13 protein-coding genes are annotated in these 19,572 nt (G+C 73.5%); 3 read left to right on the top strand and 10 right to left on the bottom strand.

The window, feature by feature from the left end; genetic code table 11:
- Positions 1 to 10: 10 nt before the first annotated feature.
- The 7 genes from D3P35_RS24135 to D3P35_RS24105 form a co-directional block, all read right to left on the bottom strand.
- Positions 11 to 1,057 carry a c-type cytochrome gene (locus tag D3P35_RS24135; RefSeq protein WP_232830617.1) on the bottom strand — a complete coding sequence of 349 codons (1,047 nt, stop codon included), beginning with the start codon at positions 1,055 to 1,057 and terminating at the stop codon, positions 11 to 13.
- Positions 1,054 to 1,626, bottom strand: coding sequence for a cytochrome c oxidase assembly protein (locus tag D3P35_RS24130; RefSeq protein ID WP_232830616.1), 573 nt, complete (start codon positions 1,624 to 1,626; stop codon positions 1,054 to 1,056). The genes D3P35_RS24135 and D3P35_RS24130 overlap by 4 nt, the downstream gene beginning before the upstream one ends.
- The gene (locus D3P35_RS24125; RefSeq protein ID WP_118138492.1) at positions 1,623 to 2,030 is read right to left on the bottom strand and encodes a hypothetical protein; all 408 of its coding nucleotides are present in this window, start codon (positions 2,028 to 2,030) and stop codon (positions 1,623 to 1,625) included. Before D3P35_RS24125 ends, D3P35_RS24130 begins: the two co-directional genes overlap by 4 nt.
- On the bottom strand, positions 2,027 to 4,609 hold the full coding sequence (ctaD, locus tag D3P35_RS24120) for a cytochrome c oxidase subunit I (protein WP_118138491.1): 2,583 nt from the start codon (positions 4,607 to 4,609) through the stop codon (positions 2,027 to 2,029). The genes D3P35_RS24125 and ctaD overlap by 4 nt, the downstream gene beginning before the upstream one ends.
- Positions 4,606 to 5,577 carry a c-type cytochrome gene (locus tag D3P35_RS24115; RefSeq protein WP_118138490.1) on the bottom strand — a complete coding sequence of 324 codons (972 nt, stop codon included), beginning with the start codon at positions 5,575 to 5,577 and terminating at the stop codon, positions 4,606 to 4,608. The genes ctaD and D3P35_RS24115 overlap by 4 nt, the downstream gene beginning before the upstream one ends.
- A 309-nt stretch (positions 5,578 to 5,886) precedes the next feature.
- Positions 5,887 to 8,181, bottom strand: coding sequence for a phosphoketolase (locus tag D3P35_RS24110; RefSeq protein ID WP_118138489.1), 2,295 nt, complete (start codon positions 8,179 to 8,181; stop codon positions 5,887 to 5,889).
- Positions 8,178 to 9,344 (bottom strand): acetate/propionate family kinase, encoded by a 1,167-nt coding sequence (locus D3P35_RS24105; protein WP_157982299.1) that lies wholly within the window; start codon positions 9,342 to 9,344, stop codon positions 8,178 to 8,180. The genes D3P35_RS24110 and D3P35_RS24105 overlap by 4 nt, the downstream gene beginning before the upstream one ends.
- Positions 9,345 to 9,618: 274 nt before the next feature.
- Here D3P35_RS24105 and D3P35_RS24100 point away from each other — a divergent pair, with 274 nt between their 5' ends.
- Positions 9,619 to 10,380, top strand: a complete 762-nt coding sequence (locus D3P35_RS24100; RefSeq protein WP_118138487.1) for an SDR family NAD(P)-dependent oxidoreductase — start codon at positions 9,619 to 9,621, stop codon at positions 10,378 to 10,380.
- Between the two features lie 235 nt (positions 10,381 to 10,615).
- Here D3P35_RS24100 and D3P35_RS24095 read toward each other — a convergent pair whose 3' ends face one another.
- The 3 genes from D3P35_RS24095 to D3P35_RS24085 all read right to left on the bottom strand — a co-directional run bounded on the left by D3P35_RS24095 (position 10,616) and on the right by D3P35_RS24085 (position 12,772).
- Positions 10,616 to 11,011 (bottom strand): helix-turn-helix domain-containing protein, encoded by a 396-nt coding sequence (locus D3P35_RS24095; RefSeq protein WP_198670788.1) that lies wholly within the window; start codon positions 11,009 to 11,011, stop codon positions 10,616 to 10,618.
- A 29-nt stretch (positions 11,012 to 11,040) separates the two neighbouring features.
- The gene (locus D3P35_RS24090; protein WP_118138485.1) at positions 11,041 to 11,706 is read right to left on the bottom strand and encodes a response regulator transcription factor; all 666 of its coding nucleotides are present in this window, start codon (positions 11,704 to 11,706) and stop codon (positions 11,041 to 11,043) included.
- Positions 11,707 to 11,866: 160 nt separating this feature from the next.
- Complete coding sequence (locus tag D3P35_RS24085; RefSeq protein ID WP_118138484.1) at positions 11,867 to 12,772, bottom strand: helix-turn-helix domain-containing protein; 906 nt, start codon at positions 12,770 to 12,772, stop codon at positions 11,867 to 11,869.
- A gap of 412 nt (positions 12,773 to 13,184) precedes the next feature.
- Here D3P35_RS24085 and D3P35_RS24080 point away from each other — a divergent pair, with 412 nt between their 5' ends.
- Positions 13,185 to 13,724 (top strand): invasion associated locus B family protein, encoded by a 540-nt coding sequence (locus D3P35_RS24080; protein ID WP_118138483.1) that lies wholly within the window; start codon positions 13,185 to 13,187, stop codon positions 13,722 to 13,724.
- 109 nt (positions 13,725 to 13,833) lie between these two features.
- Positions 13,834 to 19,572, top strand: a 5,739-nt coding sequence (locus D3P35_RS24075; RefSeq protein WP_118138482.1) for a hypothetical protein, incomplete at its 3' end; no start/stop codon positions are given.

Here is a 19,572-nt window from a genome sequence, read left to right as displayed (position 1 = left end):
CGTGCCGGGGTCACTCCGCCGCGGGCTCCCGGGCCGCATACCAGGCGGCAAGCGCGGTGATCTGCGCCTCGGTCAGCCGGCGCGCGGCCGCGCGCATCAGCGGCGAGCCCTTGCGCACCCCGTCACGCCAGAGGCGCAGTTCGGTCGCGAGGAAGGTCGCGTCCTGCCCCGCGAGGGCGGGGAAGCGGCCGGGCCTGTCGCCCTCCGCATCCGGGCCGTGGCAGGCGGTGCAGGCCGGCACGTCGCGCGTGCCCCGCGTGGCGAGCGCGCCGGCGCCCTCCGGCGGCGGGGCGGGCCGCGGCAGGCGCTCCGGCCCGGTTCCGGCCAGAAGCCCGGCCAGGGCGGCGTCCTGCTCCGGCGGCACGAAACTCATCGCCTGGGCCATGATGCCGCTCTGCCGCGTGCCGGAGCGGTAGTCGCGCATCGCGGCGGCGAGCACGGCCGGCTCCTGGATGTCGAGCCGCGGCACGCCGCCGCCGGGCGCGCCGTGGCAGGCGAGGCAATAGCCGGCGCGGGCCTCCGGGCCGGCCCCGGGCGCGGTGCCCTGCGCGGTCTGCGGCAGGGGCGGGGCCTCGCCGCGCTTCAGCGCCTCCGCCCAGGCGACCACGGCCCAGACCTCGTCTCCCCGCTCCTCCGCCGGCCAGGCGGGCATGCCGGTCATCTTGACGCCGTTCTCCACGATCCAGTGCAGGTGCCGGGGCTGCCACTGCGCCACCGCGGCGGCGACGGGCGGCGGCTCGGGCACCATGTGGCGCACCGTGGCCATCGCCGCCGCGTCGGGCCCCCCGTGGCAGGGGGCGCAGGCGGTGGCGTAATGCCCGGCGCCCAGGGCGGCGCGCGCGGGGTCGGACAGGTCGGGCACCTCCTCGGCCGCGGGGGCGCGCAGCCGCACCGAGGCGCGGAATGCGCTGTGCAGCAGCCAGCTCACCCCCGGCAGGTGCCCGGCGCTGGCCGAGACGTTGTAGAGCCCCAGCCCCACCACCGCCGCGCCGCCGACCGCCCCCGCGCCGGCGCAGGCGGCGAGCGTGAGCAGGATGATGCGCAGGCGCCGCCTCATGCCGTGCCTCCCGTCTCCAGGGCGCGCGAGGCGCGCAGCAGCCCGGCCACGAGATAGACCGGCGTGCCGATGCCCAGCATCAGCATGCCGCCCACCTGCTGGCCGGTAAGGTTCGGCGCGGTGCCGCACCAGTCGGCGTAGAGGTCGCGCGGGGCGAGCACGAGCAGCGCGCCCAGCAGCGTCATGTGCATGGAGGTGAGCAGCAAGCCGAGCGCGCCGGCCAGCGGCTGGTCGGCACGCAGGCAGCCGGCCCAGACCAGCAGGCCCACGCCGAGGAAGCTCGCCTGTTCGAGCGCGAAGCCCGCGCCCCCGCCGCGGCCCAGCCCGTGCGCCGCCGGCAGGTGCCAGGCCCAGACCACCACGAATTCCGCCGCCGCGGCCGCCACCGGCGAGACCGCGCAGGCCGCCGCCAGCCGCGGCGCGCCCAGCACCAGCAGCGGCGCGGCCACCGCCACCAGCCCCATGTGGCGCAGCATGTGCACGGGGAAGGCCGGCCACCAGGCCTCCAGCGGCGCGGCCCAGAGCAGCACCGGCAGCGCCAGCCCGGCGATGAGCGGCAGCCTCCTCACCGGCATCCCTCCAGCATGATGAGCGGCAGCGACACGAAGATCACCCCGATGAACGAGATGATCGCCAGCAGGAAGGCGGCATGGCCGAGGAACTGGTGCCGGTCCTCGGCATGGCCGCCGGGGTTTGCCCGCCGCCCGGTGCTGTGCACGTCCCATTGCCGGAAGCCGCGCCAGCCCAGCCAGGCGATGCCCGCCAGCACCAGCAGGGTGAGGCCGACCAGCCCCGCCCGGGTGGCCCCGATGGGAAACAGCCCGCGCGCGCAGGCGAGCGAGACCAGCCCGTAGCAGGCGAGGAAATGCAGGGCCCAGAGCGCCGGTGCGAAGGTGACGCGCCAGAGGCTCTCGGTCTCCTCGGCGAACTCGCGGCGGTCCTCCTCCGGGCGGGGAGCGTGCTCCTCGCTCATGGCGCGCCTCCTGTCATCAGGCCCGGCGCGAGGCCCAGCACCGCGCAGGCGACGAGGGCGGAGGCGGCGAGGAAATGCCAGAACAGCATCACGTTCTGCAGGTCCGCGTCGTGCCGGGGGGTGAGCTTGCCGGCCAGGCTGCCGGCGAGGCAGTAGAGCAGCATCACGATGCCCAGCCCGGCATGCGCGATGATCCACACCGCGATGGCGCAGAGGATGGCCGGGTAGACATGGCTCGACGGCGAGAGCGGCGCGACCGCGAGCAGCAGCCCGCCGATGCCCGCCGCCGCCGCCACCGCCCCGGCGCCGAGCGCCAGCCGCGCCGGCTCGCGCCGGCCGCCGCGGTTGAGCCGCTGCGCGGCGCGCGCGAGCCCCCAGGCCGCGGCGAAGGCGAGGGCGGCGAGGGCGGTGCCGGTTCCGTCGGCATGCGCGGCGCCGGGGGGCGGGAAGTCGGGTTGCGCCGTCCAGTAGAAGAAGAAGCCGAAGATCACCGAGGAGAAGGCCGTCGCATCGCCGAACATGGTGATCCACATCGCCCACCAGCCGGCGGAGGAGGGCCCCGCGGCGTAGGTCGGCAGCCGCAGGCCCAGGCCCGCGTCGCGCATCTCGTCCTCCGGCGCGGGCGGGCGGGCCGTGTCGCGCCACAGCCACCACAGGATGGCCGACACCGCGCAGATGCCGCACAGGATCGCCGGCCAGTAGAGGTGGAAGGTGGGAAAGATGAACGCCCCGCCGGTGAAGCCCGCCGCGACATGCGGGATCCAGCTCGGCCCGGTGACACGCTGGATCTGCATCGGCTCGGCGTCGATCACGCTGGTGATGAGCGTCTCGCGCCGTCCGGTCTCGGCATCGGGGAGGTAGTAGCGCCCCGCGTCGATGCGCGCGAGCAGCGCCGGGTCGTCCCAGAGCGGGTAGCGGCTGGTGACATGCGGGATGGAGCGCACGCCCCATGTCTCCTCCGGCACGTCATGGGTCCATTCCAGCGTGCCCGCGTCCCAGGGGTTGCGCGGGGCGAGGGGCTGGCCGCCCTTGGGCCGCACCAGGTCCCAGACGAACACGGCGAAGCCGGCCGCGATCACGAAGGCCGCGAGGCTGGAGACGAGGTTCAGCCCGTCCCAGCCCAGGCCGGTGGGGTAGGTGTAGACCCGGCGCGGCATGCCCAGCAGCCCGGTGAGATGCATGGGCAGGAAGGTCACGTTGAAGCCGGTGAAGATCAGCCAGAAGGCCCACCGCCCCAGCCGCTCGGACAAGAGCTTCTTCGCGATGAACGGGTAGAAGTAGTAGACCCCCGCCATCACCGGGAAGATCATGCCGCCGAACAGCGTGTAGTGCAGGTGGGCGACGACGAAGTAGGTGTCATGCACCTGGAAGTCGAAGGGCGCGATGGCCAGCATCAGCCCGGTGAGGCCGCCGGTGGTGAAGATGGCCAGCGCCCCGGCGATCCAGAGCATCGGCAGGCTCATCTTCACCCGGCCCGCCATCAGCGTGGCGAGGAAGGCGAAGAGCTGCACCCCGGTGGGGATCACCACCGCCTCCGAGGCGGCCGAGAAGAAGCCCAGCGAGATGTTGGGCAGCCCGGTGGTGAACATGTGGTGCACCCAGAGCCCGAAGCTCAGGAAGCCGGTGCCCACCGCCGAGAGCACGATCCAGGAATAGCCCACGATGGGCCGGCGCGCCGCGGTGGGGATGATCATCGCCGCGATGGCGATGGAGGGCAGGAAGATGATGTAGACCTCCGGGTGCCCGAAGATCCAGAACAGGTGCTGCCAGAGCATCGGGTCGCCGCCGCGGGTGGGGTCGAAGAACGGCCAGTCGAAGCTGCGCTCCAGCTCGAACAGGAAATCCCCCGCGATCAGTGGCGGGAAGGCAAACAGGATCATGCCGCCCACCACCATCACGTACCAGGCGTAGAGCGGCATCAGGTTCACCCGCATGCCGGGGGGGCGGCATTTCAGCGTGCCGACGATCAGCTCCACCGCCGCGGCGATCGAGGCCACCTCGATGAAGGAGAGGCCGAGCAGCCAGATGTCCGAGCCCGGGCCCTCGGCCTGGGTGGCCAGCGGCGGGTACATGAACCAGCCCGAGGTGGGGGCGGCGTCGAACAGGATCGAGCCGATCACGAAGACGCCGCCGATCAGGAAGCACCAGTAGCCGAAGGCCGAGAGCCGGGGAAAGGGCATGTCCCGCGCCCCCAGCATGCCCGGCAGGATGAGGATGGAGATCGCCTCGAACATCGGCACGGCGAAGAGGAACATCATCGCCGAGCCGTGCAGGGTGAAGAGCTGGCTGAAGCGGTCGGAGGAGACCAGCTCGTTTTCCGGAACCGCGAGCTGCAGGCGGATGATCAGCGCCATCACCCCGGCGCAGAGCATGAAGAACAGCGCGGTGAGCGAATACCACTTGCCCACCTCGGTGTTGTTGACCGCCGACCAGTAGCGCCAGCCGGTGGGCGCCTTCCAGGCGGCGCGCAGCCGGGCGGTGCGCGCGGCATCGAGCTCGGGCGGCACCGGCTCGGCCAGCATGGCTTCCTCGGGCGGGAAGGGGCCGCGCGGGGCGGTGTCGGATGGCTCTTTCGTCATTCCAGCCCCTTCAGGTAGGCGGCGAGCGCGCGGCGCTCCGGCTCGGAGAGATGGTCATAGGCGGGCATCTCCACCTCGGGCTTCAGCGCGTCGACATGGGCGATCCAGGTGGCGAAATCCTCCAGCCCGGTGCCCAGCCGGCCGGCACCGAGGCTCTGCCGGCTGCCCACGTGGGTGAGGTCGGGGCCCAGGCTGCCCTGCGCATCGGTGCCGCGCACCGCGTGGCAGGCGCCGCAGCCCTCGCGCGCGAAGATGTCGGCGCCGCGGCGGGCCTCGGGCGTGGCGGGGGCGCGGGCGTCGCGCGCCTCGGCGGCGAGCCAGGCCTCGAAGGCGGCGGGCTCCATCACCACGGCCTCGAAGGCCATCCAGGCGTGGCTCGCGCCGCAGAACTCGGCGCATTGCCCGCGGTAGCTGCCGGGCTCGGTGGGGCGCAGGCTCATCACCGTCTCGCGGCCGGGGAACATGTCCATCTTGCCGCCGAGCGCCGGGATCCAGAGCGAGTGGATCACGTGGGACGAGGTGAGGGCGAGCTCGGCGCGCTGGCCGGCGGGCAGGCGGATCTCGTTGGGCGAGACCACGGGCGGGCCGCCGTCCGCGGGCTGGTACTCCACCCGCCACCACCATTGCTCGCCGGTCACGTGCAGGCGCAGCCCGTCGCCGGGCCGGCGCTGGTCGGGCAGCAGGGACAGGCCCCAGACCAGCAGCGTCCCCACCACGATCGTGGGAAACAGGATGCCGCCCACCGCCATCAGCAGGCGCGCGTGGCGCAGCGGCAGGGCGACGGGGTTGATGCGCGTGAGGTAGAAGAACAGCCCGTTCATCAGCACGAAGAGCACCACGGCGCCTGCGAGCATCACGATGAACAGGGTGTGGAGGGCTGCTGCATCCTCCCCCGCCGGGGCGAGGGCAGACTGGCGTCCGGCGCAGCCGGCAAGCCACGGCAGGGCGGCACAGGCCAGCGCGGTCATCCAACGCCGCCTGCGGAACGCCGGGGCGGCCCGGCGCCCGGGCCGACCACCGGAAATGTGGAGCCGCGGCACACGGAGCATAAGGATAGAATGAACGCGGCAGCGAATGGTTCCCGCCTCCGCCCCGGCAAGGCGAATTCCCTCCGCCGGCCCGCTCACCCGAAGCGTTGCCGAAGGCGCGGGCCCTGCGGCCCTGCGGCCGGCCCTCGGGCGGCCGCGGGGCGGTCTCCGGTGGCGCGGGGCCGCGGATGGGGCGGCGGGCCGGTCCCTCCGGCCCGCCGTCACCCGCCGGTCGGTCGCCGCCACCGGTCAGCCGGGCCACTGCCAGTCGCGCACCTCGGGCAGATCGTCGCCCGTGGCGCGGGTATGGGCCTGGTGGCGGGCGAGCGCGTCCTCGCAGGCCCTGCGCAGCCCGGCCACCTCGACGCCGGCATGCTCCATCGCCGCGAGCGCGAGGTGGAACCGGTCGACCCGGTTCATCACCACCATGTCGAAGGGCGTGGTGGTGGTGCCCTCCTCCTGGTAGCCGTGCACGTGGAAATTCGCGTGGTTGGGCCGGCGGTAGGCGAGGCGGTGGATCAGCCCCGGGTAGCCGTGGAAGGCGAAGACCACCGGCTTGTCGGCGGTGAAACAGGCGGTGAAATGCGCCTCCGGGGCGCCGTGGGCATGCCGGTCCGGCGGCTGCAGCGCCATGAGGTCGACCACGTTCACCACCCGTGCCCTGAGGCCCGCGTGGCGGCGCAGCAGGTCGGCGGCGGCCAGCGTCTCCTGGGTGGGCACGTCGCCGGCGCAGGCCAGCACCACGTCCGGCTCCGGCGCGCTCGCCCACTCCCAGGTGTCGAAGCCCAGGGCGAGGTGGCGGCGCGCGGCCTCCAGCCCGAGCCATTGCGGCTCCTCCTGCTTGCCGGCCACGATCACGTTGATCCGCCCCTTCCCGGCGAGGCAATGCTCGGCGGTGGCGAGCAGGGTGTTCGCATCCGCCGGCAGGTAGAGGCGCACCACCTCGGCCTTCTTGTTGGCCACGTGGTCGAGAAAGCCGGGGTCCTGGTGGGAGAAGCCGTTGTGGTCCTGCCGCCAGACATGGCTGGAGAGCAGGTAGGTGAAGGAGGGCGGCGGCGGCCGCCAGTCCAGCCGGCGCACGGTGCGCAGCCACTTGGCATGCTGGTTGAACATCGAATCCACGATGTGGATGAAGGCCTCGTAGCTGGTGAAGAGCCCGTGGCGGCCGCTGAGGGTGTAGCCCTCCATCCAGCCCTGGCAGAGATGCTCGCTGAGCACCTCCATCACCCGGCCGTCCGGCGCCACGTCCTCGTCCTGCGGGCCCACCGGGCCGGGAGAGCGGCGGGCGGTGACCTCGAAGACCGCGCCCAGCCGGTTCGAGCGCGTCTCGTCCGGGGCGAAGAGGCGGAAGCGCCCGGGGTTGTGGCGGAACACCTCGCGCAGCCAGGTGCCGAGCACCCCGGTGGCCCCGGCGCTCAGCGCGCCCGGTGCGGACAGGGCGAGCGCGTGCGGCGCCACGGGCGGCAGCTCGAGCGGGCTGCCGCGCCGGCCCTCGGCCACCGGGCTCGCGGTCATGCGCAGCGGGCCCTCGGGGCAATGGTCGCGCAGCGCCGGCGCGGGGGCGCCGCCGGGGAAGAGCTCGTCCGGGCGGTAGCTGCGCATCCATTCCTCGAGCCGGGCGCGGTGGCCGGCATCCTCGCGCACCCCCGTGAGCGGGATCTGGTGGGCGCGAAACGTGCCCTCGATGCGCTTGCCGTCCACCTCTCCCGGGCCGGTCCAGCCCTTGGGGCTGCGCAGCAGGATGAGCGGCCAGCGCGGCTCGGCGGGCGCCTCCGCCCGGATGGCGGCGAGCGCGTCGAAGGCGGTGTCGAGGGCGGCGGCCATGTCGCGGTGCATCTGCGCGGGCTCGGCGCCCGAGACCAGAATCGGCGCGTAGCCGAGGCCGGAGAACAGGCCGGTGAGCGCCGCGTCCTCCATGCGCGCCAGCACCGTGGGCCCGGCGATCTTCCAGCCGTTGAGATGCAGGATGGGCAGCACAGCGCCGTCGCGACGGGGGTCGACGAAGCGGGAGGCCTGCCAGGAGCCCCAGAGCGCGCCGGTCTCCGCCTCGCCGTCGCCGATCACGCAGGCCACGGTGAGGTCGGGGTTGTCGAAGGCCGCGCCATGGGCGTGGGAGAGCGCGTAGCCCAGCTCGCCCCCCTCGTGCATCGAGCCCGGCGTCTCCGGCGCCGCGTGGCTGGGCACGCCGCCGGGAAAGGAGAACTGCCGGAACAGCCGGCGCATGCCCTCCTCCGACCAGTCCACTTCCGGGAAACGCTCGGTGTAGCTGCCTTCCAGCCAGGCGTTGGCCACCGTCGCCGGGCCGCCGTGGCCCGGGCCGGTGATGGTGAGCATCTCCCGGCCCCGCGCGCGGATCACCCGGTTGAGATGCGCGTGGATGAAGTTCAGCCCCGGCGTGGTGCCCCAGTGGCCCAGCAGGCGGGGCTTCACGTCCTCAGGGGCGAGGGGGCGGCTCAGCAGCGGGTTGTCCATCAGGTAGATCTGGCCCACGGACAGGTAGTTCGCCGCCCGCCACCAGATGTCGGTTGCGGCCATGTCGGTCATGCGGTCTCCTCTGTGAAGGACTGGACGTCCCGGGCGATCTCGGCCTCCTCGGCCAGCGGCAGCACCCAGGCGGAAATGCGGCTGCCGGGGGCGGAGATCGCCACGCCGCCGGCGGGAACCGTCCCGGCCGTGGCGGCGCGGTTCGCCCCCTCGTCCAGCGTGAGGCCGGAGCGGGCGAAGCCTTCGGCGACCGCGGCGCGGACGGCCGGCTGGTCCACGCCGGCCCCGCCGGTGAACACGAGCGCGTCCATGCCGCCCAGGCTCGCGGCCATGGCGCCGGCATGGCGGCGCAGGTCGGCGCAGAACAGCTCCACCGCGGCACGGGCGTCGGGGTTGTCGAGCCCCTCGAGGTCGCGCAGGTCGTTGCTCAGCCCCGAGACGCCGAGCAGGCCGGAGCGCCGCCAGAGCAGGTCCTCGACCTCGCCCACCGTCCAGCCGCGGTGGCGCATCAGGAACAGGATCACCCCGGGGTCGAGCGAGCCCGAGCGCGTGGTCATCATCGGCCCGGCCAGCGGCGTGGCGCCCATGGTGGTGTCGAGGCTGCGCCCGTCGCGCATGGCGCAGGCGCTTGCCCCGCCGCCGAGATGCAGCGCCACGACATGCCGCGCGCGCTCCCGCATCCGCCGGGCAACCGAGCGGTAGGAGAGCCCGTGGAACCCGTAGCGCTCCAGCCCGTGCGTCGCCGCCTCGGGCAGGGGCAGGCGGCGGGCGCTCCCGGGCATGGTGGTGTGGAAGCTGCTGTCGAGGCTGGCGAATTGCGGCAGCTCGGGGTCGAGGCGCAGCACCTCCTCGGCGAGGTCGAGCGCGGGGTCCTGGTGGAGCGGCGCGAGCGGGGCGAGCCGGCGCAGCGCGTCGATGCAGCCGCGATCGAGCCGCAGCGGGCCTTCCTCTGCGTCGCCGTGCACCACCCGGTGGCCGACGGCGAGCGCTCCGCCGGCCCGCGCCCGGGCGAGATCGAGCAACCGGCCCACCGCGGCGCTGCGGGGCTCCGGCCCGGCGAGGGGCCGGCTGCGCCCCGCCTCCGTGACGACGAGGCGCTGCTCGCCGGAAGAGGGATCGAGCGTGGCGCTCAACAGTTCGCGCGGCGCGTCGCCCTCCAGGGCAAACAGCGCCGCCTTCAGGCTGGAAGAGCCTGCGTTCATGCAAAGCGCGGTGCCGGGCATGCGTGCCTCCGTCCTTCCGGCGTCCCGCCGGGGGTGGATCCTGCCATCTCCGGGCGCCGGGCCCTGAAGCGTGAAGGAGGTAAACCGGGGCGGGCGGCAGATGTTCCGGGCCCGGCGCCCGGGGCCGCGGGCGGAACGACCCGCGGCGCCGTTCGTTGACCTCCCGAGCGGCCGCGCCGGGGCGACCGGCGGGCGCTGCCGACACGCCGGAACGGCCGGGCTTCCGGAGTTCCGCGAGGAACGGGCCGGCCCGCCCGGCAGGGGAGGACACCTCATGCGACGTTTCGAAGACCGCTGCATTCTCGTGACCGGAGCCGCCTCGGGCATCGGGGCCGCCGCGGCGCGGCGCTTCAGCCGGGAGGGCGGCTGCGTGATGCTGGCCGACCGCTCGCGCGAGGTCTTCGCCCGTGCCCGCTCCCTGCCGGCGGAGCGCAGCGCCGCGGTGCGCTGCGATGTCTCGCGCGCGGAGGAGGTGAAGGAGATGGTGGCGGCCACCCTGCGCCGCTTCGGCCGCATCGACGTGCTGGTGAACAATGCCGGCTACCCGGTCACCGACGCGACGGACGAGATCTCCGACGAGACCTGGCGGGCGCATTTCGAGACCGACGTGCACGGGCTCCGGCTGGTCTGCAACGCGGCCCTGCCCAGCCTGGTGCGGCGGCGCGGCAACATCGTGAACACCACCTCGGTGGCCGGGCTCGGCGGCGACAGGGCGATGGCGGCCTACGACGCGGCCAAGGGCGCCGCGGTGCGGCTGACGAACGCACTCGCCATCGACCTCGGCGCGCGCGGCGTGCGGGCAAACGCCGTGTGCCCCACCCTCACCCGCACGCGGATGAGCCGCCGGGTGGAGGAAAACCCGGAGCAGATCGCGGCTTTCCGCCGGGCGATCCCGCTGCGGCGCATCGCGGAGCCCGGCGAGGTGGCGGCGGCCATCGCCTTCCTTGCCAGCGACGACGCGAGCTTCATCACCGGCGTGGCGCTGCCGGTCGATGGCGGGGTGACGGCAGGCAACGGGCAGCCGCAGCTGGTCTGACCGCCTGCCGCCCTCCCCCGGAGCCGCCGGCTTGCGGGCCGCTCGCCGCAACCGTGCCGTCCGCCTCCCGGCCGAGGAGGCGCGGGCTGCGCCCCGGCGCGGACCTCGGAGCGCGCCCGGCCGGACGAGGCGCCTGCCGCGCGGCCCCCGGGAAGCTCCCGCCCCGACCGCGAGGGACTGGCGGCGGGCCGGGGGTGCCGCCGCTTCCCCGGGGCGACGAACCCGGCTCCGGGCCTCAGCCCCCCGGCGCGCGGTGCCTGCGCCGCCAGCGGTGGGGCGTGGTGCCGGCGTGGCAGCGGAACAGGCGGGTGAGATGCGCCTGGTCGGCGAGGCCGCAGGCGGCGGAGATGCGGCTCAGCGGCTCGGAGGTCGTGAGCATCAGCATCTCCGCGCGCCGCAGCCGCCGCGCCATCACGTAGCCGTGCGGCGGCATGCCCAGCGTGGCGGTGAAGGCGCGGAAGAACTGCGCCCGGCTGAGCCGGGCCTGGGCCGCGAGATCGGCGACGGTGATGCGCTCGGAAAGCCTGTCCTCGATGAAGCCCGCCACGCGGCGAAGCTGCCAGGGCGCGAGACCCGCACCGGCCCGCGCGCCCCGAGGGGCGGCGGGGGGCGCGGAAACGGAAAGGGACATCGCCTCGCCCCGGCCGGCCGAACGCACGCTCAGGGGTCGCGTTCCAGCACGGCGGCGATGCGCACGAGGTCGGCGACCGTGCGTGTCTCCATCTTGCGCAGCATGCTGGCGCGGTGCAGCTTCACCGTGATCTCGCTGAGCCCGAGCCGCCCGGCGATCTGCTTGTTGAGCAGCCCCTCCACCACGCCCTGCATCACCTCGCGCTCACGCGTGGTGAGGCTTTCGTGCCGCGCGACGAGGGCGGCGCGTTCGCGCCCGGCCGCGCGCAGGGCCCGCGAGCGCTCGAGCGCGCCGGACACCGAGTCGAGCAGGTCCTGCTCGCGGAAGGGCTTGGTGAGCACGTCATGCGCCCCGGCCTTCATCGCGTGCACCGTGAGGGGGATGTCGCCGAAGCCGGTGACGAAGATGATCGGCATCCGCGAGCCGCGTTCCGCCAGCCGCGCCTGGAACTCGAGCCCGCTCACCCGGGGCATGCGCACGTCGACCACCAGGCAATCGGCGTCCTGCGGCGCCGGCCGCGCGAGGAACTCGGCCGCCGAGCCGTAGAGCCGGGTGCCGAGGCCGACCGAGCGCAACAGGCTGTCCATCGCGCGGCGCACCTGTTCGTCGTCGTCCACGATCGCCACCACGGGGGCCGCCGCATCGGGAAGAGGGCCGGCCCCGCTCCGGGCACCCTCGTCAAGCTGGTCGCGCATGCGCTCTGCCTCGCCTCCTGCCGGGGCGCGCCTCGCGGGCCGCCGCCCGCCGCGCCCCGGCCACGTTCCGGGAGCCCCGAGGATAGGCGGCCCGGCGGCAGGCGGATTGCAGGATCTGCCACACCGCTTGAAGATATGCGGAGAAGAACGCGGCGCAGCCTCAGCCGTGCTGCGCGGCGCGCCAGCGCTGCGGCGTGGTGCCCACCGCGGCCGAGAAGGCGCGGGTGAAGTGGCTCTGGTCGGCGAAACCGCAGGCGAGCGCGATCTCCGACAGCGGGCGGCGGCTGCCGCGCAGCATGGATTTCGCCAGCTCGATGCGCCGGGCCGTCAGCCAGCTGTGCGGTGTCATGCCGGTCGCGCGGGCGAACTGGCGGGCGAAGTAGCTCGGCGACAGGCCACAGGCGCGGGCAAGCTCGGTGATGGTGAGCGCACCGCCGAGCCGCTCGTCGATCAGCTCCATCGCGCGGCGGAGCTGCCGGGCGGAAAGCCCGTCCGCCGCCGTCCGCTGCTCGATCGGCCGGCCGTGGGCGGCCGAGAGATGGGCGCAGACGGCGAGCACGACATGGTCGACGAACAGCTGGCTCGCCTCCTGCGGACGGGCGAGAGCGGGCTCGAGCGAGCGCAGCAGATGCATCATCACCGGGTCGGAATGCCCCGCGCCGGAGGTCACCTCGAGCCCGGAGACCCGGTCATGCCCGTGCTCCTGCGCGAGGCGGTTGAGGTAGCGGAAGGGAATGCCGAGCTGGATGAAGTCGAACGGATCGAGGAGTCGCGCCTCAACTCCCTCGCGAAGGTCGAAATACACCGTGTTGTTGCGGCGCAGGTCGGTCTGGCGCCCGGGGCGGCCACCGTACCAGATCTCGCCGTCCGCGTAGTCCCTCAGCTGCAGCGAGACGGCGAAACCGTCTTCCGGGGGCACGGGGTCGACGAAGCCGTGGCCCGGGCCGGAGGAGATGCGCGCGACGGCGGCCCGGGCGCCGAGCGCGCGGTTGACGAGGATGCTCGCCCGCAGGCTGCCCTGCCAGTGCCGGTCGAAGCGCTCGCCGTAAGTGGTGCCGTCTGCCATCGCGCCTCCTGCCCCCGGGGGCCCGGCCCCCTGCCGGACCGGAGCATTTTAGCGCGTAACCCCGCCGGGGCCAAACCCCGCGCGATCCCGGGCGCGGCAGGGGGCGCCACGCCCGGATCCCGATCACATTTTTCAATATCGGCCGAAAAATTGTTGAATTGAGCTTCAATTGATGGCGTATCAGCCGGGCGAGTACAAAAGTGAAAAAATGAAGTTGTCCTGAGAGCGTGCCACATTGCTGCCTTATTCCTGCCATGATTGATATTACTTCGTTTGTTTTCACGAAGTCATATCCGGTTTTCTCGCAAATGCGGCGAGGAGGCCGGGCGTCTCCGCGTCATCCGTCGCAGCGCAGGCCGATACTTCTGGTGCCACAGGCCACGCCGGACCATGAAGGGGAGCCCTGCCGACCATGACCATTTCCATCCCGTCCGCCGCCCTGGGCTGCGCGCTCTGGGCCGCCGCCAGTGCCGCGGCCCTGGCCCAGGATACCCCGGCCACGCTGCCCGGCGGCGCCTCCTCGCTGCGCGAGACCTTCACCGACTGGGAGGTCACCTGCACCCCGCGCGAGGGCACGCCGCTCTGCGCGCTTTCCCAGCAGCAGCGTCAGGACAACGGCCAGAACGTGCTCACCGTCGAGCTCACCAGCTCCGACGCGAGCGCCGGCGCCAGGGGGGCGATGCTGCTGCCCTTCGGCCTCGCGCTCGGCAAGGGCGTGACCCTGCGGATCGGCGAGGCGGAGCCCGGCGCGCCGCTGCCCTTCAGCACCTGCCTGCCGGCGGGCTGCCTCGTGCCGCTCGAATTCGACGCCGAAACCCTCGCCGCCCTGCGCGACGCCGGGACCCTCACCCTAGGGGCCACCGTGAACGGCTCGGACCGGGCGGTGAACTTCACCGTCTCGCTCGCCGGGTTCTCCGCCGCGCTCGAACGCACCGCCAGCCTGTCGCAATAGCCTCCCCTCCCTTCCCGGCAGCGCCTCCTGCAGCCGGCGATCCCCATCCCTGCCCCGCGCGGTTCCCCCGCGCCCTGTCACGGCAAAAGAAGCAGAAGAAGGCAGCCCCATGCTCTCGTACACTTCCGTTCCCCCCCGCCTGCGCCGCAGGCTGAGCCGCGCGCTCTACGCCTCCGTTTCCACCTCGGCCCTGCTCGTCGGCGTGCCCGCCCTGGCGGATGAAAGCTGCCCCGCGCCCGCGGCGAGCGGCGGCTCCTACACCTGCACGCTCGACGGTGGCGGCGACGGTTACGTGGTCCTCTCCGGAAGCGCAGCCACGGTCGACTACACGCTCACCAACGATGTCAACCGCACGTACAACACCGACTACAACACGGGCGGGAGCGCCAACGCGGCCATCTACATGGAATTCATCGGCGCGGAGGGCACCGGCAGCTCGCCCGACGGCGGCGACGGCAGCACTTTCACCGTGACCAACAACGGCACCATCACCCTCACCGGCACCTCCGCGCAGGATAGCCAGCCCAGCAACGTGGCCGGCATCTACCTGCGCTCCGAGGGCGGCACCGGCGTGCAGCCCGACGACGGCGACGACAACGGCGGCCGCGGCGGCGACGGCGCCATCATCACCCTCACCAACAACGCCGCCGTGACCATCGAGAGCAGCGCCACCCAGGACCTCAGCGCCAATCTCTACGGCCTCTACGCCTATGGCCGGGCCGGCACCGGCGGCGCGCAGGGCGACGATGACCTGGGCGAGCAGAGCGGCGGAAACTCCGGCGACGGCAAGGAGATCGAGGTCTACAACCACGCCACCATCACCATGGGCGAGGCGGATTCGCACATCCGCGGCGCGAACTCGGTGCGCGGCATCCTCGTGCAGTCGCACGGCAATGACGGCGGCACCGACAACGGCTCGGGCGGCACCGGCGGCACCATCGGTGTCACCAATGACGGCGCCATCAACATGTACTACCAGGAGGTGGGCGACGGCACCTACGGGCTCGGCGGCATCTATGCCGTGAGCCGGGGCGGCAACGGCCAGCCCTCCTTCGACAATTCCGACGATGGCGGCAAGGGCGAGTCCGGCCGGGTGATCACCATCCACAACTCCGGCGACATCCACATCGAGACTTCCGGCAACCCCCTGGTGGGCGAGAGCGCCGGCATCTACGCCCTGTCGCAGGGCGGCAACGGCGGCGCCTCGGCCAACAAGTCCGTCGGCGGCGTGGGCGGTGGCGCCAGCATCAACACCGACGAGACCGCCGGCGTGCTGACCATCACCCATTCCGACGCGTCGATCTTCACGCAGGGTGACGGCATCCGCGGCATCGTCGCGCGCAGCTCCGGCGGCAACGGCGGCGACGGCAACGGCGACTCGGATTCGACCGGCGGCGCGGGCGGCAGCAGCGGCGCGATCCAGGTCAACCTCACCGACCAGGGCAGCATCGAGACCTCCGGCACCGAGGGCTACGGCATCCTCGCCCAGTCCGTCGGCGGCATCGGCGGCAGCAACGCGAACACCGCCGGGCGCGGCGGCGATGCGGGCGCGGTGGGTGTCTATACCGCCGCCGGCACCTCGATCACCACGCATGGCGATTACTCGGCGGCCCTCACCTTCCACTCGGTGGGCGGCGGCGGCGGCACCGGCGATGATTTCACCGGCGTGCTGGCCGGCTCCGGCGGCAACGGCGGCAACGGCGGCGACGCGGAGAAGGTGACCCTCACCACCGCGGCCACGATCACCACCAGCGGCGAGCATTCCTACGGGCTGCTGGGCCAGTCCATCGGCGGCGCCGGCGGCACCGGCGGCGTGGGCGCGGGCCTGGTGCTCGCGCTCGGCGGCGAGGGCGGCGCCGGCGGCGCGGCCGGCGTGGTCGAGCTCAACAACACCGGCAGCATCACCACCTCGGGCGCTTACGCCGTCGGCATCCTCGGCCAGTCGATTTCCGGCGGCGGCGGCGCGGGCGGTGCGGCGGGCGGCCTGCTCTCGGTCGGCGGCACCTCCTCGGCGGGGCAGCACAACACCGCGACCTCCTATGTCACCAACTCCGGCGACGTCACAACCACCGGCGCCGCGGCCGTGGGCATCGTGATGCAGTCCATCGGCGGCGGCGGCGGAAACGGCGGCGGCTCGGCCGGCATGGTCACCGTGGGCGGCGGCGGCACGGCGGGCGGCAACGGCGGCACGGCGAATGTCTATGCCGTGGACGGCACGGTGAGCACCGCCGGCGCGCATGCCTTCGGCATCCTCGCCCAGTCCATCGGCGGCGGCGGCGGAAACGGCGGCGACGTCTACGACGTCTCGGTGGGCTTCGGCCTCGGCGTGGGCGGCTCCTCCTCCTCCGGCGGCAGCGGCGGCACCGCCTGCGCGACCAACACCTACAACAACAACTGCGCCGCCGTCTCCGACGCGGATTCGGCCGCGCCGCAGGGCGACGGCGTCACGGTGGCGACCACCGGCGAATTCGCCCATGGCGTGATCGTGCAGTCCATCGGCGGCGGTGGCGGCAACGGCGGCAGTGCCACGGGCGCCAATGTCGCCTCCCTCGCGGCATTCCAGGTCGGCGGCTCGGGCGGCGGCGGCGGCATCGGCGGCTCGGCCAAGGCCGCGTTCCACGCACTCACCCTCTCCACCACCGGCGCCAACGCGAAGGGGCTGATCGTGCAGTCGCTCGGCGGCGGCGGCGGCAACGGCGGCAATTCCTCGGCCCTCGGCGCCGGCGTGCCGCTCGACTTCCAGATCGGCGGCTCGGGCGGCGGCGGCGGCGGTGCCGGCACGGCCATGACCGTGCTGAACAGCTCCTCCGTCGCCACCTCGGGCGCCAACGCCTCCGGCATCCTCACCCAGTCGGTGGGCGGCGGCGGCGGCTCCGGCGGCTCGGCCTTCGGCGCCGATGCCTCGCTGGGCTTCACCATGGACACCGCCATCGGCGGCCGGGGCGCGGGCGGCGGCGACGGCGCCAATGCCACCGTCTCCCTCACCGACACCGCGGTGACCACCGGCTTCGACGCCGACGGCAACGCGCTCGGCGCCGATGCGGCCTCCTCGCACGGCATCTCGGTGCAGTCCATCGGCGGCGGCGGCGGCACCGGCGGCACGGCGGCGGCCGACGCGCTCACCGCGGCAGTGCCCACGGGCGAAGGCGTGTCCGTCGCCTTCTCCAGCACCCTCTCGATGGGCGGCGTCGCCGGCGGTGGCGGCGTGGGCGGCACGGTCGAGGCCACGCTGAGCGGCACCTCAGTGGTGACCACGGGCGGCGACGGCGGCCACGGCATCCTCGCCCAGTCGGTGGGCGGCGGCGGCGGTGACGGCGGCTCGGCCTCGGCGGCCTCCGGCAGCATCGGCGTGCCCGACACGGTCTCGGCCGACGTTGCCGCCGGGCTCGGCGGCTACGGCGGCAGCGGCGGCCAGGCCGACACCGTGACCGTGACCCTGCATGACAGCGCCGGCATCGCCACCTTCGGCGAGAACTCCAACGGCATCACCGCCCAGTCCGTCGGCGGCGGCGGCGGCGACGGCGGCATCGGCAATGCGACGAACGACAAGATCGGCCGCGGCATGAACTTCTCCGCCGACATCGGCCTGGGCGGCGCCGGCGGCGGCGGCGGCGTCGGCAACACCGTGACCGTGACCCTCGATCCGGGCACCACCATCACCACCGCGGGCTCCGGCTCGCGCGGGGTGGTGGCGCAGTCGGTCGGCGGCGGCGGCGGCACCGGCCAGGGCGGCTCGGTGGGCTTCTCCGCCTCCGGCTTCACCCCGCTCGAGGCCATCGACATCCGCCAGGAAGCGGGCGCCAAGCCCGACAACATCCTCAAGATCAACGCCGCGGCGGCCGTCACGCTCAACGTCGGCGCCACCACGGGCACCGGCAACACCGGCGGCACGGTGAACGTCACCAGCAACGGCGCGATCACCACCACCGGCAACGATGCCGACGGCATCTTTGCCCAGTCCATCGGCGGCGGCGGCGGGCTCGCGGGTTCGGCGGGCAGCTCGTCGGGCAACAGCTCCGGCCCCAGCCTGCCGCGGCTCGAGATCGCGGTCGACACCTCCTACGGCATCACTGCCTCCATCGGCGGCAAGGGTGGCACGGGCGGCAACGGCGGCGCGGTGAATGTCACCGCCGAAGGCCCGACCACCACCACCGGCGATTTCTCCGACGGTATCGTGGCCCAGTCGGTCGGGGGCGGCGGCGGCACGGGCGGCGGCGCCAACACCGGTGACGGCGACCAGACCGTCTCGGTCGACTTCAGCATCGGCGGCAACGGCGGTGCCGGGGGCAACGGCGGCAGTGTCACCCTGCAGCTGATCGACAACCACAACCTGTCCGTCAACACCAGCGGCTACGCGGCGCATGGCGTGCTGGCGCAGTCGATCGGCGGCGGCGGCGGCCAGGGCGCGGTGGGCACCGACACGGCCACCGGCCGGCTCTCGGTGGGCGGCGGCTACGGCGGCAACGGCGGCGCGGCCGGCAACGGCGGCACCATCACCATCGCGGAAGGCAGCTACTATTCCGCCAGCACCCAGGGCGACGACGCCTATGCCCTCTTCGCCCAGTCCATCGGCGGCGGCGGCGGCACCGGCGGCGTCGGCGCCTCGGTGCAGAACGACGACGTGCTCGACATCGACGTCGACGTGACCGTGGGCGGCTCCGGCGGCTCGTCCGGCACCGGCGGCGCGGTGAACATCAACACCGGCACCGACATCCACACCCACGGCGACCGCGCCTTCGGCATCCTCGCCCAGTCCATCGGCGGTGGCGGCGGCGTGGGCGGGGCGACCTCCGACGACAATCTCGCCAACATCACCTTCACCTCGAAGAACGGCTCTTCCGGCAGCTCCAGCCCGGTCGATGTCACCATCACCTCCGGCCAGATCTACACCCACGGCGAGGGCTCGCACGCGCTCATCGTGCAGGCCATCGGCGGCGGCGGCGGCATCGCGGGCGACCTCGGCAGCCCGACGCTCGACGCGAGCTTCGCCCCGCTCTACCAGACCGACAGTTCCTCGGGCGAGGGCTCGGGCAGCCCGGTGACGGTGAACGCCAACGTCAACATCGTCACCTCCGGCGAAAGCGCCCATGGCATCATCGCCCAGTCGGTCGGCGGTGGCGGCGGGCTCTGGGGGCAGGACGGCGTGCTGCACGCCGGCACCACCGGCGCGGCCGACGGCGACGGCGGCAATGTCACCGTCAACCAGAGCAGCCTGATCCAGGCCACGGGGCGCAACTCCATCGGCATCTTCGCCCAGTCGGTCGGCACGCTCTCCTTCGGCGAGATCGACGTGACGGTGAACGGCGACGTGACCGGCGGCTCGGAAGACGGCGCGGGCGTCTACATCAGCGAGGGCGACACGAACACGCTCACCATCGCCGCAGGGGGCTCGGTGAGCGCCGGCGGCTCCTCGGACGACGGCACCCGCGGGCGCGCCGTGGTCTATCGCGGCTCCTTCACCACCGCCGAGGGCACCACCCTCACGGTCACCAACAACGGCACGATCAACGGCGACGTGAGCCTCGTCAACGCGGACTCCGACGACGCGGGCTCGGTCTCGGCCGCCGCTGCCGTGTCCGCCGCGGCCGTGGCCACGCCGGGCATCGCCGGCACGGTGCACAACACGGCAGGCGGCACCTGGGTGATCGACAGCCTCGCCGAGGCGCATGTGCTGAACGCCGGGCGCATCGTGCTCGGGCCCGAGCCGCGCCTGCGCACCGCGCGCATCGAGGGCGATTTCCGCCAGATGGGCACGGGCGAACTGGTCGCCGACGTCGACTTCATGGGCCAGCGCGGCGACCTGCTCTCCATCGGCGGCGACGCGTCCTTCGGCGGCACGCTCACGATC

Origin of the sequence: Oceanicella sp. SM1341 (assembly GCF_003448965.1) — a bacterium.
Classification (GTDB): domain Bacteria; phylum Pseudomonadota; class Alphaproteobacteria; order Rhodobacterales; family Rhodobacteraceae; genus Paroceanicella.
This window is presented reverse-complemented; position numbering and strand designations above follow the sequence as displayed.